The 13,652-nt window shown below is 43.8% G+C and carries 16 protein-coding genes; 9 read left to right on the forward strand and 7 right to left on the reverse strand.

Features of this window, described 5'->3' with window-relative positions; translation table 11 throughout:
• Positions 1-20: 20 nt before the first annotated feature.
• Positions 21-344 (forward strand): response regulator, encoded by a 324-nt coding sequence (locus N4J56_RS21490; RefSeq protein WP_317110682.1) that lies wholly within the window; start codon positions 21-23, stop codon positions 342-344.
• On the opposite strand, the gene N4J56_RS21495 is transcribed toward N4J56_RS21490, so the two are convergent.
• A complete protein-coding gene (locus N4J56_RS21495; protein WP_317108291.1) occupies positions 341-589 on the reverse strand; it encodes a hypothetical protein in 249 nt (82 codons plus the stop codon). The genes N4J56_RS21490 and N4J56_RS21495 overlap by 4 nt on opposite strands.
• On the opposite strand from N4J56_RS21495, the gene N4J56_RS21500 reads away from it, so the two are divergent.
• The 3 genes from N4J56_RS21500 to N4J56_RS21510 all read left to right on the forward strand — a co-directional run bounded on the left by N4J56_RS21500 (position 588) and on the right by N4J56_RS21510 (position 3,866).
• Positions 588-1,664, forward strand: coding sequence for a response regulator (locus N4J56_RS21500; RefSeq protein ID WP_317108292.1), 1,077 nt, complete (start codon positions 588-590; stop codon positions 1,662-1,664). The genes N4J56_RS21495 and N4J56_RS21500 overlap by 2 nt on opposite strands.
• Positions 1,665-1,988: 324 nt before the next feature.
• A complete protein-coding gene (locus N4J56_RS21505) occupies positions 1,989-3,278 on the forward strand; it encodes a fasciclin domain-containing protein (RefSeq protein ID WP_317108293.1) in 1,290 nt (429 codons plus the stop codon).
• A 174-nt stretch (positions 3,279-3,452) separates the two neighbouring features.
• The gene (locus tag N4J56_RS21510; protein ID WP_317108294.1) at positions 3,453-3,866 is read left to right on the forward strand and encodes a hypothetical protein; all 414 of its coding nucleotides are present in this window, start codon (positions 3,453-3,455) and stop codon (positions 3,864-3,866) included.
• Between the two features lie 21 nt (positions 3,867-3,887).
• On the opposite strand, the gene N4J56_RS21515 is transcribed toward N4J56_RS21510, so the two are convergent.
• Positions 3,888-4,844, reverse strand: coding sequence for an amidohydrolase family protein (locus N4J56_RS21515; RefSeq protein ID WP_317108295.1), 957 nt, complete (start codon positions 4,842-4,844; stop codon positions 3,888-3,890).
• Positions 4,845-5,066: 222 nt separating this feature from the next.
• Here N4J56_RS21515 and N4J56_RS21520 point away from each other — a divergent pair, with 222 nt between their 5' ends.
• Both N4J56_RS21520 and N4J56_RS21525 read left to right on the forward strand, forming a co-directional pair.
• Positions 5,067-5,939: a DUF2382 domain-containing protein gene (locus N4J56_RS21520; RefSeq protein WP_317108296.1), complete on the forward strand. Its 873-nt coding sequence runs from the start codon at positions 5,067-5,069 to the stop codon at positions 5,937-5,939.
• Positions 5,940-6,056: 117 nt separating this feature from the next.
• The gene (locus N4J56_RS21525; protein WP_410500560.1) at positions 6,057-7,091 is read left to right on the forward strand and encodes an AI-2E family transporter; all 1,035 of its coding nucleotides are present in this window, start codon (positions 6,057-6,059) and stop codon (positions 7,089-7,091) included.
• Between the two features lie 627 nt (positions 7,092-7,718).
• Here the strand turns inward: N4J56_RS21525 and N4J56_RS21530 are convergent.
• Both N4J56_RS21530 and N4J56_RS21535 read right to left on the reverse strand, forming a co-directional pair.
• Complete coding sequence (locus tag N4J56_RS21530) at positions 7,719-8,180, reverse strand: DUF2391 family protein (RefSeq protein WP_317108298.1); 462 nt, start codon at positions 8,178-8,180, stop codon at positions 7,719-7,721.
• A gap of 181 nt (positions 8,181-8,361) precedes the next feature.
• A complete protein-coding gene (locus tag N4J56_RS21535; RefSeq protein WP_317108299.1) occupies positions 8,362-9,627 on the reverse strand; it encodes a serine hydrolase domain-containing protein in 1,266 nt (421 codons plus the stop codon).
• Positions 9,628-9,656: 29 nt separating this feature from the next.
• On the opposite strand from N4J56_RS21535, the gene N4J56_RS21540 reads away from it, so the two are divergent.
• Positions 9,657-10,348 (forward strand): IS1 family transposase gene (locus tag N4J56_RS21540; RefSeq protein WP_317104780.1). Its coding sequence is split into 2 segments (ribosomal slippage): positions 9,657-9,981 and positions 9,981-10,348, totalling 693 coding nucleotides; the frame shifts between segments, so codons are not numbered across the junction.
• A 9-nt stretch (positions 10,349-10,357) separates the two neighbouring features.
• Here N4J56_RS21540 and N4J56_RS21545 read toward each other — a convergent pair.
• On the reverse strand, positions 10,358-11,182 hold the full coding sequence (locus tag N4J56_RS21545; RefSeq protein WP_317108300.1) for a serine hydrolase domain-containing protein: 825 nt from the start codon (positions 11,180-11,182) through the stop codon (positions 10,358-10,360).
• 112 nt (positions 11,183-11,294) lie between these two features.
• On the reverse strand, positions 11,295-11,879 hold the full coding sequence (locus N4J56_RS21550; protein WP_317108301.1) for a hypothetical protein: 585 nt from the start codon (positions 11,877-11,879) through the stop codon (positions 11,295-11,297).
• 497 nt (positions 11,880-12,376) lie between these two features.
• On the opposite strand from N4J56_RS21550, the gene N4J56_RS21555 reads away from it, so the two are divergent.
• Both N4J56_RS21555 and N4J56_RS21560 read left to right on the forward strand, forming a co-directional pair.
• Positions 12,377-12,850, forward strand: coding sequence for a transposase (locus tag N4J56_RS21555; protein ID WP_317106468.1), 474 nt, complete (start codon positions 12,377-12,379; stop codon positions 12,848-12,850).
• Positions 12,851-12,896: 46 nt separating this feature from the next.
• A complete protein-coding gene (locus N4J56_RS21560) occupies positions 12,897-13,046 on the forward strand; it encodes a hypothetical protein (RefSeq protein ID WP_317106469.1) in 150 nt (49 codons plus the stop codon).
• Positions 13,047-13,399: 353 nt separating this feature from the next.
• Here N4J56_RS21560 and N4J56_RS21565 read toward each other — a convergent pair whose 3' ends face one another.
• On the reverse strand, positions 13,400-13,567 hold the full coding sequence (locus tag N4J56_RS21565; RefSeq protein ID WP_317108302.1) for a hypothetical protein: 168 nt from the start codon (positions 13,565-13,567) through the stop codon (positions 13,400-13,402).
• Positions 13,568-13,652: the final 85 nt, after the last annotated feature.

Raw genomic sequence — 13,652 nt, forward strand, 5'->3', positions numbered from 1 at the left:
GGCAGTGGATTGCGATCGTACTGGAAGAGTCAGGCGCAGAAGTTATTGCCGTTGGCTCGGTGGAGGAGGCGCTAGAGGTAATAGAACAACAAAGACCAGATGTACTAGTCAGCGATATTGGAATGCCAGGGGAGGACGGCTACGCGCTGATCCGTAAAATCAGAGAACTAGAACCCCAACTAGGCGGCACTATTCCCGCCGTTGCATTGACAGGATATGCCAGGGAAGAAGATTACACTAAAGCTCTAGCAGAAGGATTTCAGCTCCACGTCGCTAAACCAATTAGAGCAGCTGAATTAGTGGCTGTAGTTACGGGGTTAGCTAAAATGGCTGGAAAACTTTAACAAGGGTGTGGGGTGTGGGGGAGCCTGCGCCGTGCGGGGGTTTCCCCCGTTGAGGCGACTGGCGTTGTGGGGTGTAGGGCATCCCGATCGATAAAATCGAGGCGATTCAATGTAGTATTCTGTCTGTCTAAGGATTGAGCTGGCGTTACTTTTGATAGATGTTTGATGCCGCTAAAAAAGTCTTTAGTGGAGTTAGAGGATCTGCTGTTGGCACAAATAATTCCTCTAGGGGCGAGTATTGCCATGAAAATTCTGGTGGTTGAGGACGATAATTCTATAGCTCAAGCTGTTGCGGCAACGCTGGCACAACAGCAGCATTGCCTTGTCGATATTGCCCTTGACGGTCAAGAGGGCTGGGAACTCGCCACCGCATTCAGCTACGATTTAATTTTGCTCGATGTCATGTTGCCCAAACTAGATGGTATGAGTTTATGTCGGCAACTGAGGCAAAAAGGCGATCGCATACCAATTCTGATGCTGACGGCAAAAGATAGCAGCTCTGACAAAGTTGTGGGATTAGATGCAGGTGCGGATGATTATGTGGTCAAACCGTTTGATTTTGCCGAATTGATTGCTCGCGTTCGCGCCCTCTTGCGTCGAGGCAGTGCCGCTTTACCACCAGTCTTAGAATGGGGCGAGTTGCGGCTCGATCCAAGTAACTGTGAGGCGACCTACGGACAGCAAGTTTTGCAGTTAACTCCAAAAGAGTATGCACTGTTAGAGCTGTTTCTCCGTAACCCTCGACGCACTTTTAGCCGCAGCGCGATCGTCGATCGCCTGTGGGATTTAGAAGATCCACCGCAAGAAGATACGATCAAATCTTACATCAAAAGCTTGCGCCACAAACTCAAAACCGTAGGTGCGCCCTGCGATCTGATTGAAACAGTTTACGGTCTGGGCTATCGTCTCAAACCGCTAGAGTCAAAATCTTCTCATCCACAAGCAACTGCGTCAGATTTGTCCGAGATGCAACAAGAAGTTTTGTCAGTAGTCGTCAAATTTAGGGAAGTTTTTACAGCAGGAATCGGCGATCGCCTCGCGGTATTAGAGCAAGCGGTAGAAGCTTTATGTCGCGGGAAGTTGGATGATACTCTTCAGAAACAGGCGGTGCGAGAAGCTCACAAATTAGCAGGTGCTTTAGGCAGTTTTGGTTTTGCTCCAGCTTCGCACTTGGCTCAAGAAATGGAGTGTTTGTTAGAAGCCAAAAATAGCGCTCGCTCTACTAGTTGTCTGCGTTTGTGTCAGCTTTTAGAAGAGTTAGAGAAGCAAATACAGCAACCTCCCGATAAGGCAGACTTGGGTAAATTATTTCTGAACTAACTCATCTCAACAAACAGTGACCAGTTACCAGTAAGAGTGTAAAAACAGTAATTTTTGTGTGAGTCATAACGGCGAGCGGCGAGCAGTGACTAGTTACACCACAACAAATCCGCATATTGTTGGTAACTGGTTACTCTGGTTACGGTCACTGGTCACTGTCAAAGGAGTCACTGATTTAATTCCTCCACCAGTTTTCCACTATTACGACTTAAGCTCAAGAAGATAGCTGTTTCAAAAGTTAATGCGATATGGCAATCTAGGTCACTCGTGGATTATTTGAGTTGAGCTTAAATTTATCAATCATAATCCAAATTTAACTAAAACATGACAAAAAAGGATTTTATGAATAGTTTATTTCGTCGGTCGTCTGCTTTAAGCGCCACTTTGCTAGCTTTTGGAATATCAGTAGGTGTCGTGAGTCCAAACGCAATTTCGCAATCTGCTTTGGCACAAGATTCTGGAACTCCTGCTTCTCCATCCTCCGCTCAAGGTGCAACAACTAACTTTTCTGATGTTGGGGCTGACTACTGGGCGCAACCATTTATTCAAGCCCTAGCAGCAAGAGACATCATCACTGGCTTTCCCAACGGGACTTTTAGACCAGAACAACCCGTACAGCGGGCGGAATTTGCGGCAATGATTCAAAAAGCTTTCGACCAAAAGCCAGTGCGACAGTTAGCTGAACCTGGATTTAAAGATGTTCCACCTGACTACTGGGCAACTGCTGCAATTGAGGAAGTATACGAAACAGGGTTTATGGGAGGCGTACCTGGAGGAGTTTTTCAACCAGGGCAAAACATTACCAAGTTACAAGCGATCGTTGCTTTAGCAAATGGTTTGAATTTGAGTAGCGATCGCTCGCTGCAAAATATTATCAGTACTTCTTATTTAGATGCTGAAGCAGTTCCAGCTTATGCTACGGGTGAAGTCGCAGCAGCAACTCAAGCTAACATGGTCGTCAACTATCCTAATGTCAGACAATTAAATCCACAACAACCGCTGACAAGAGCAGAAGCGGCAGCTCACTTATATCAAGCTTTGGTAAGGCTAGGACAGGTGAAACCTCTAGCTAGCAATGTGGCAGCAACTCAATATATTGTGGGTCGCGCCAATAATGTCGGTCAAACCACCCCCACTACTCAAACTCCCAATACTCAAACTTCCAATACGACAGCTTCTAACAATCTCGTTGCTGTAGCAACCTCAAACGAATCTTTTTCCACGCTGACTTCTTTATTAAAAGCTACGGGGCTAGCAGAAAGCTTGCAAAAACGAGGACCCTTTACAGTTTTTGCTCCCACTGATGAGGCATTTGCAGCTCTACCGAAAGGCACGTTGCAAAAGTTGCAACAGCCAGAAAATAGTGAAGTCCTAATGCAGATTTTGATGTACCACATCGCTCCTGGACAGCAAAGTGCAAAAGAACTCTCGGCGGGAGAGTTGAAAACGCTTGCCGATAGACCTGTAAATATTCAAGTCGATCCGGCTGGAAATCAAATTTCAGTCAATGATGCCAGAGTGGTTCAACCAAATATCCAAGCTAGTAATGGAATTATTCATGCAGTAAACGAAGTTCTCCTACCACCCAATCTGGATCTGAGTCAGTTGCAGTAGTTCTAGCGATCGCAACGATTCAAAGCTCGTACGACTGCGAGTGATGGCATCAGAACAGGGGTCAGGAACCATTCGTACAGTTTCCCAGCGTACAGCGTTCTCATGCGATTCCTGACTCCTTCTTCGGTAAATTACCAAGTTTTTATCTTTGTTTGAAATCGGAGAGCAAATCGTATGCCAGTTAACGATTCGATGGAAAATATGGTTTCCCAGAAAAATCTTCATCAAGAAGCTGTGACTTCAAAAAGCGTAGAGGGAACGAAGTTAATTACAGAAAAGCCAGCGGGAAGACAGCTAAATGGAGAAAAAATAGACGTAGTAAATCCGGCTGAATATACAGGACTTATTTTACCTGTTTACTTGGCAATAGCAGCAGGGATGCTAATTATTTTTCAGATATCGCGCAAAAGAGAACAAAGTCTTACTAGCGATTTTTTGAGTCGTCTCCATCAAATTCCCTGCATGAACTGTCATTTTTATATCATGAATCCGCATCTCAAGTGTGCTGTAAATCCATCTGTAGTTTTAACTAGGCGAGCTATCGATTGTCCAGATTATCGTCCTCGTAACGATACATCTTTCCACTAAGTTGCATTTCTAACAACTTTCTCAATTTCCAATAGTGGCAGTTGATGCATACAGTTTTTCAGCAGTCAACATACAAACGCGATCGCGTGTTTCTTCACTCAAACAATCGAGAAATGGTGTATACTTTGCGATACCTTCAGCTAAAGTTTCAAAGTGACCGAAAATATCTGAACCTAAACAGATGCGATCGCTATGTTTTTCTGTAACTTCAATCCAATTTGGATCGGGGTTGCCATTAGGACAAATATAATTATCAAAGACCAACCAAGAGTAATCGACATAAAGATTCTTGTGTTTGTCCAATAAGCGATCGATAACTTCATGTAAATTTTCTATCTTGACTCGCCTTGAAACACCACAATGCGCCCATACTAAAGTTGTCTTGGAAAAGCGATCGAGCATTTCGACAACCTCATCCGTGTAAGATAGCCGATTTGAACGACCGACCGATGTAGCGTTTTGGTGGACTAGAACAGGTAGCTGATGTCGAGCCGCAAAATCAAAAATGGGGAATAAAGCTTTATGATTGATTCGAGCTGGCTGTCCGTAAGTTAAATTAGAGAGATCGTCATGCCTGCAAAGAATTTCTCCAATGCCTTTAAAAACGCCAGGATACAAACTCGTAATTCGTTCGATGTGTTTAATTGCATAGCGATCGACAGGAGAAAAACCACAGAGTAAAGGAATAATCCGCTTTCGATCTTCAGCATTCAAACGCATATATGCTTGAGCAACGATCGCATCTGTAAGCGAGTAGTAATAACAGCGTCCTTCATCAGACAAATAGTAGTTTGGCTCCTCGTTTTCCCATTCCGACCAGATTTTAGAGACTGGCAAACCAAAAACTACGCATTTTTCTACCCGTGCTTTGTCCATTTCTCGCAACAAAACATGAAAACCGTCAGTTTGCTGAATAAAATTAACGCCATGTATGTGAGCGTCGAAGATAGCGTACTTACAATTGGGAGAAGTAGACATATGGTAATGGTACTGATGATTTTTGAATAAATAAAATTGATTAAGACAATAAACCGATATTTATTTAACCTGATGGCGATCGCATTTTTGGCAATCGTCTTCATAGGTTTGTATAGTTTAGTTAAAATTTTAAAAACTCAAATCTTCCGCAAGAAAGATGGATATTTTAGTCAAAGTTTTATCCTGAAATTAAGTCACCTTTAATTAGGGAATAAAAGCAAAATGGTACTTTACAAACTAGAAGATTTCGATACAAATTATCAAGATGCTTTTGATGGCAACGACATCAAAGGTTATGAAGTTTATTCCGATCTAGACAATGAAAAAGTTGGGACGGTCAAAAACATTCTAGTTGACGAATCAGGACGTTTCCGGTATCTGATTGTTGACACTGGTTTTTGGATTTTTGGCAAGCAAGTCTTACTACCAGTCGGACGGATTCGGATTGACAGTGGCGATCGCCGTATCTATGCTATCGGCTTTACCAAAGAACAAGCCGAAGCTCTACCCCAGTTCAGTGACGATTTAAAGGTGGATTACGACTATGAAGAACAGGTACGGGGAGTGTATCGCGATCGCGTAGACACGGCAACACCTTTAGAGACATCTGCTGCATCAATGCCTTATGTAGCTGGGGCGGCTTACAATCGCGATACCTACAACTACGAACGAGAACCAGAGTTATACGACATGGGCGATCGCCACCAAGACACGCTCAAACTGTATGAAGAACGGTTAGTTGCTAACAAAACTCGCCGAAAAGCTGGAGAAGTATCGATTGGCAAACACGTTGAAGCCGAAACGCAAAGAGTTTCAGTTCCAGTTGAAAAAGAGCGCGTAGTCATCGAGCGAACGACTCCTGACAATGCTGGCAAGCCAGTTGCTCCTGGAGATGCCGCTTTCCGTGAAGGAGAAGTCGCCCATATGGAGCTTTATGAAGAGCAGCCCGATATACGTAAAGAAGCAGTCTTGCGCGAAGAAGTCAGAGTGAGGAAAGAAGTAGAGCAGGAGATGGTTAGCACCCAAGAACAGGTGCGTCGAGAAGAGCTAGACATAGATAGCGAAGGTCGTCCGATTGTGGATAAAGACCGCTAACGGGTACTTAAAGAGGGAACAGTTAATCGGGGAACAACTGCTGCCCGTTTCCTGTTGCCTATTCCCTTTTTCAATCAGAGCCAACCACTGGAAAAAGCAATCTATGGAGGCAGTATTGTGCGCCTGGGACAATGGCTCGGTTTAATTGCCCTGGTTATCTCCCTTTACATTCTGTGGCAAATTCGGCAAGTTGTTTTACTGTTGTTTGCGGCTGTAGTTTTGGCAACAGTTTTAAATCAAGTTGTGCGACGAATCCAGCGATACCGCATCAAGCGTGGGATTGCCATTGCGATTACAATGGCGATTTTACTGGCACTGATTGTTGGCTTTTTTGCGTTCATTGTGCCGCGTATTATTAACCAGTTAGAAGAATTGGTTAGCGTCTTGCCACAAGTATCAGTCAGAATTCGTACCTGGTTAGACTGGCTGCAATCGATCGTACCAGGAGCAATATTAGAACAGTTTCGTGTTTTGGAAAACTTGCCTCAACAACTTCAAAATTGGATAGCAGGACTGCTGGGCAACTTTTTTGTCTTGCTGAATAACTCGCTAGCAGCTATTCTGAGTTTTTTACTATTCTTAGTTTTAACCATTATGCTGTTAGCTAATCCGTCTCGATATCGAGACATTTTTATTCTGGGATTCCCTTCATTTTATCGACAACGAATTAACGAAATTTTGTCGGAGTCTGAAGAATCCCTAGTTGGTTGGATTCAAGGCACTCTCATAGCTATGGTTGTCATTGGTTTAGTATCTTTTATTGGGCTGTCAATTTTGGGAGTGCCGCTGCCTTTAGTCAATGCCACTTTAGCTGGATTATTAGAATTTATTCCTAACGTGGGACCAACCTTGAGTGTCATTCCACCTGCACTACTTTCCTTGCTTGATGCTCCTTGGAAAGCTGGGGCAGTTATTCTGCTATATATTGTGATTCAGCAGTTTGAAAGCCTAGTTTTGGTTCCCTTAATTATGAAACAAGAAGTGGATCTGATGCCAGTTTTCACCATTTTATCAGTTGTAGTTTTCGCCAGTTTATTTGGATTTTTAGGCTTATTCCTCGCTATTCCACTATTGATAGTCCTACAGATTTGGCTTAAAGAAGTTTTAGTCAAAGATGTTATGAATAAATGGCAAAGGCGACAAAACAATTAGGGATATTGATTCCAATACTTCTTGGTTAGAGCGCATAGTCTTTGAAGATGCCCCTTAATCCTACTTGAAAAGGGGGAAATTGAGCCATTCTTAGCCCCCCCATCGATTGGGGGGTTGGGAGAATCGAATCAAAACCTACGAAGTATTGATGTTGATTCTATGTTTGTTCGCTCTTACTAAAGTAAATTAAGTCAACAGACTAGCTATATAAAAATTTTATATATAAAAACAAGAAATAAAGCGAATTTCAAATCAGTAAAAAGCAGTTTTGATAATAGCTATCAAGACAGAATAATTTTTCTATATTTATCTCAAAAATGTGTATGTAATTACAAATATTTGCGAAACTTTAAGTTAATGTTTGTGTGTATTTAGAAGAATTTAAAAGATGCTTATTTATTGCTCAAGGACGATTTTATTCAACTTAATTGTAGATAGATTTAGTATCAATAACTAAAACAAAAATAGGAAAAAATAACCTACTACTAGTATCCCTCTAATTGAGGGATAAGAACCGTAAAGATTATGGAATTGAAAGATTGAAAAAATAGAGGTGCTTTGATTATGAAACATTCTCATTTGGTTCGCGCGATCGGTACGGGCATTCTCGTTGCGAGTGCCGCAATTTTACCAGCTTGCACTCCAGAGCCAAGGGAATGTAAAACTGGTTTTGGACTTGGTGAGTAGTTCCAGCGCGTTTGACGGAGAGCGCGGAACGCTTTCAAAGACTGTTTTGCCTAATGCGGCATTGAGGAGAATTTCTAAAGTAATTCTTTGCAGTAGAATCAATATTCCTGCCGAGCAAACTAACCCGATCGCGATCGCTTCAACACTATCTATTGCTGCTTCCAGGGGAGGGTCTGTTTTACCCTTGCGAAAGCCAGCCGTGCGATTAATCAGAAAAGCGATCGCGAAGGTAACTGCTAGGATAACCAGCATCTTTGGCGGTTGGGCTGTAGAACCAATCTGCCAGACTTCCATCGTGTATAGCAGTGGAATTCCAAACAAAAAACCGCCCGATGCACCCGGCATCAGGTCGTCACACTCACTCAACCACTGCTGATGTCGCGATCGCTTTAATGCACTCATCGATTCACACTTTTGTTAATTAGTTTTTTGAACACAATAATCTCCTACTTACTCTCTACCAACCGACAGTAAGATTAAATAGTGAAAAATTCGGGGAAAATGGCGATCGCTGGCAAAATTACGCCTGAAGAAGTAGATATTTAGATCTGCTTCTTGTTGTCCCACTGAATAAAGTGAGGCATTAAAACTGAAATCCCAACAAATTCCAGTAGGTGAGGAAGGGAATAAATACGAAAGCAGCTAGGGTAATTAAGGCATAATGAGAGCGGATTATCCAAGACCAATAATTATTTTTCCAAGCTAAAGCGGTAAAAATAAACAATCCTAGTGTCAAAACAGTGGTAAGTAAGGGAATACAAAGAAATGCGATCGCTACAGGAGGCACGCCATACACTAGTCGCCAAAAGCCATATAGCCAGATCGATAGAGGAAAGCCAATCAGGAAAACTAAGTTTAAAGTACCGATTAAACCTGCTAGTATCCAAGCCCAACGCAACTGCTGCTTAACTTGAAACCGCTTGCCGCGCAAACGCCGAAATAAAGGCGCAACGGGATAAACAAAGATAGCTGATAGAAATAGGACTGTACAAAATCCTAAGATCCCTAGCTGCACCCAACTTGTTTCATACCAAGGTATATGCTCGTAGGCTCCAATTTTAGCCCAGAGAGGATTAAACGCATACCTAATCCAACCACTCTCATCCGGCTCAAAGGCAGTGAAAGCATCATCGTTAACTCGCTGGAATAGCAATGGTTCGATGGGAGCTAATTGGATCTTTGGAGTATTACCAACGAAGAATAGACCAGGAGTGCTAACGAGTAGAGTACTGTTGTCGCCTCGCTTAATGTTGATATGTTCAAATGGTGCAGTCAATATAGCGAAGGTGTCGCGAGGATATTCTAAATCTCGGTAAGTCCCAGTGAATCGTTCGAGCCGCTCAGCGCTTAGAGCCAGAGGTTTCTTGGGTGATGTTTGCTGTGGAGCTGGAAAATAGCGATCGAAAAACTGAGTCAATAACTTGCCATTTATCCCACTAAAACTATTGGTGGCAATAAAAATACCAATATTGCGATCGGGCATTAGGGTCAGAGAGCTAGAATATCCTCGCAAACTGCCTAAGTGTCCGATTGTACAGATATTGTTTTCTAAGCGTTCGCGAAAACTGTAGCCAGTACCAGGTAATAGAGGGTGGTGAGTGAAGTGCTGCTCGTGCATTAGCCGCACTGTATCCTCCTCTAAAATGCGGGAGTTTTCATAGCGACCGTGCAATAGGTGGGCGAGCATAAAGCGAGCCATATCTGTTGCAGTGGCTTGCATTGACGCACCTGGAGCGATGTTGAGATACAAGTAGGGAACGGGTTTAAACTTGCCACTTTGGTACTGATAACCTACAGCCAAATCGTCAGCTAAAGGGGGTGGCGGCGGCTGGAGAAATGGGCATTGCATAATAGAGGTATGAATTGAGGTAAGTTGCGATGCAATGTCCAGAGTGCCAATCAACTCATATTCGGAAGAATGGCATCAAGCGAGGTAAACAGAACCACATTTGTGTTGATTGTGGGCGACAATTCATTGAACACTATGAAACATGCAGAGGTTACAGCGATGAAGTCAAACGGGAATGCTTGAAAATGTATGTGAATGGCATCGGTTTTCGAGGAATTGAACGAGTTAAAGGTGTTCATCATACGACAATCATTCACTGGCTCAAGCAAGTAGGTAACAATCTGCCTGATGCTGATGCCCCAGAAACAGTCCCCCAAGTCGGTGAACTAGATGAACTAGAAACCTTCGTCGGTGCAAAAAAAACAAAATCTGGCTGTGGACAGCAGTAGATCACTTCACTTCAGGGATTTTAGGTTGGGCGTTGGGCGACCATAGTGCTGAAACCTTTGCCCCGCTATGGGCGATCGTTGCCCAATGGCGGTGCTACTTTTATGTTACGGATGGTTGGAGTGTTTATCCAGGTTTTATTCCAGACGGCGATCAAATTGTCAGTAAGACTTATATGACCAGAGTTGAGTCCGAAAATACAAGACTGAGGCACTATCTGGCTCGGCTGCATCGAAAGACACTGTGCTACTCCAAATCAGAAGAAATGCTGAAATATTCAATTCGATTGTTACTGCACTATCTCAAATTCTGGAATGTTCCAGTTCCTCAATAGTTCATATCTCTATTCAGCAACGCCGAGAAATGTACTCCGGCGCATCTGGAGCGGTTGAAAAATATTTTTGTCAATATATTGAGCGAAGGGAGTACCAGAGATTTTCTCCACGAGATATCCCAACAAAGCAATGCTGTGGCTGGAATAACTGTACAACTCACCTGGTTGCCAGACAACAGGTGGCATATGGTCAGCTAGGTAATCTCCCAGTGGCTCCATTTCCTGAGCGGTACGAGCGGCAAGTCCGATCCGTCTTTTTGTCGTGCCGTCCGTATGCAGCATCATCCTGGCAGCCGTGACTGGCTCAGAAAAAGGATTTTTGATTTGAAAGTCCGTCAGGTACTTGTTGACATCAGCATGTATATCCAGCTGTCCCCGCTCGTATAGCTGCATTGCTGCTGTAGCTGTAAACAGTTTGGAGAGGGAGGCAACGCGAAACAGAGTTTTATCTGCTTCAACTGGTATTTTCTTTTCTAAGTTGGCATAGCCATAACCTTTAGCAAAAAAGAGCTTGCCATCTTTTACCACAGAGACAACGCCGCCTGGAATATGAGTTTTCGACAACTCCTCTTGAAAGAAATTGTCTACAAATGCTTCAAATTCTTGTGGGTTGTTTAATCCAGGCGCACTCGGAGCCGCAGGTACAGATTGCTCTGGTTCGTTCACTGGCTGGTCTGGTTGGCGATCGATAACTTGTATATCGGCTGGAGTGTTTCGCGCCGAAGCTGGAAGTCCAGATAGCGAGAGAAATAAGACGATTATAACTACCCAAGAAACTAATTTACGGGCAAACTTGCGTTTGACGATCGCCTTGTTTCTTCTGTATGGCAACATTTCTAGCCTACTGATTCAATCTTTTACCGTATAGCAACCTGAAGCGATCTATGAAAGCGATCGTTGGTCATCAGCAATTCACCAATGACTGATGACCAATGACTAATGACAATTAGGATCTGCCACCACCCGCAGCTTGGAATCGAGCTACACCATAGGGAATAAGTCGCTCTAAACCTAGATGCTTTCCAGCCACTTCGTAGTTAAAGAAAGCACCCACATCAGGAATGGTAGGCTCGACTTCTTGGAAGGTGATTTCTACTGATGTTCTAGCAGGGATGGGTTGGGCAAATGCCACGATAAATCGATCGTCTTCTCTCAAACCCCTAAAAATAGCCGCCTCAATTTCCCGACCTCCTTCAGTCGTAGCTTGAACGCCTTCCTGAATTTCCACGTCATCTGGTGTTGTGACTCTCACATAGGTTAAAGGTCTAGCACCTGTATAGAGAGTAATCGAGTGATTGTCGTCATTGCGATCTATGTCAGTGCTGACAATGCGGGGGGCGCTGGCATCATAATTAACTGTTTGAGCTTGAGCTACAGTTGGGACAACAGTTGTTGTTGCTGCTGCTAGAGTTAATACTGTGGAATAGATTAACTGAGATCTTGCACCATTCTCAATAAAGGGTTGCCAAAAGAGCCAAAATCTGGAAGAAAGGGCGTAGGAATAATTTGAGTTGACGATTATGGAAACCATCGTCGAATACGCCCAAGGGCTAGTCTATAGCCTTCTTTGCTTAATGCCTAGCACATACCAGAAAGCCAGTCTAAACGCCCTGTTCGGGCTGTTTCTTGAAGCTCAAGGATATCCTTTACCCCAGCACACCCAGGTGAAATCCGCTTCTTCATTGAGTCGATTTTTGAATCACTACAATTGGTCTACTCGTAGCGTGATTCGCACGACTCGTCAAATGGTGTTGCAGCAAGTGACCGCTCATCCCCCTCATCCAAGCACTCCTTTGCGAGTGTTGATCGATCTAACGACATTCGAAAAGTGCGGCAAGTTTTTGCAGTTGAGTACGCCGACGAATGACCCCAAGGCACCTGACCCCTGGGTGAGAATACTTAACGGTAAGCGGGGATTACATTTAGTAGTATTGTACCTGGTGGTGGGTGAGTGGCGAGTGCCTTGGAGCTTTCGGGTCTGGCGGGGCAAAGGCTATCAAGCGCCCAGTACAATTAGCCTGCAAGTTGTTGGCAACGGTTCCAACCCAGTTGAGTCAGGGCAGGGTGGTCATTGTACAGGCAGATACGGAGTTTGGCACCGTAGAGTTTCTCAAAGCAGTGCGAAAGCAGTCGTGGCGAGCAGTCGTGGGGATGCGCTGCAATCGCAAAATGCAGGACGGTCGTCATCTAAAGCAACTGTATCGCCATGCCAACCGTGGACAACAGGTGTATTTAGCGGGAGACACACAGCCACTGACGGTGTCCTGGTTCTGGCTCAAACGAGCCGAAGGCAAGCGAGAACTGCGCTTTGTCGTTTCTACCCATCCTTACTCTGGCATTTATCTGGTGCGGCTAGGACGTAAGCGCTCTTGCATTGAGGGCTTTTTCAAAACGAGCAAACATCGTTTTGGGCTGCATCGCTTTGGGCAAACTACGAAACTTGGTGTCTATCGCTGGCTCATCAAGAGCGCTAATTGCCTATCTATTGGCGCATTGGATTGACCAATGGTCACTACCTCCTGTCCTGGATTGGAAAGCTGCCAGTGATTTGGCATTAACTGTACTGTTTCCCTCGGTTCTGTGGTTACAATTGCTGCGGTTCATCCGAGTCAATGCTGACATTGCTGCACAATTCGATTTTGAAATTATCCTCAAACCTTTACCCATTCTTGCTTATCGAGAATGCTGCAAGATCTGAGTTAAGCTTTTCATCAAAATTCTCCTTGTTAGAAGTTGTTAGAACTTGAATTTCATCAATTGAGTGGGGAGAAATCTTTTCACTTTCGCCTACCTAGAGCGCAGGTAAAAATGAGTAGCAGCGGTATTGCCGCGTGATTCTTTATCCAAGGGAAGAGATAGTTTCGCTCTAGGATTTTCTTCTTGACATCAATGGCTTTACTGGCTTTGAAGTCAGAATAGATCTAAATAGTGGAAAACCGGTGGAGAAAGCAGCAGTCTTACTAAATTAAACTAATACTTATATTTAGTTGCTTCCATTACAAACGATATATATCTTACTTATGGTAGAGATCGAATTGCCTTGCTATGCCTTTATCGTTCGTTCAATAGCTCTTGTTGTGGCTCCTCAGTCTCTATTTCGTTTGGTTGAAATTGCCGAGAAACGTGATTGATGATTGCTCCAATCGCGAAGAAACCAAAGAGGAGTGCAATTGCCAAAAAGACCTTAATGATGATATTGCTGGGGCGCGGTTCTGTCATGGCTACAGTTACCGAGTCAAAAAGTTTAGCTCGATGTATCTTGTCTAACTTTGGATGAAACTTCTTCATCCTTAAGGCAGAAGTA

Origin of the sequence: Chroococcidiopsis sp. SAG 2025, from assembly GCF_032860985.1 — a bacterium.
Lineage (GTDB): Bacteria > Cyanobacteriota > Cyanobacteriia > Cyanobacteriales > Chroococcidiopsidaceae > Chroococcidiopsis.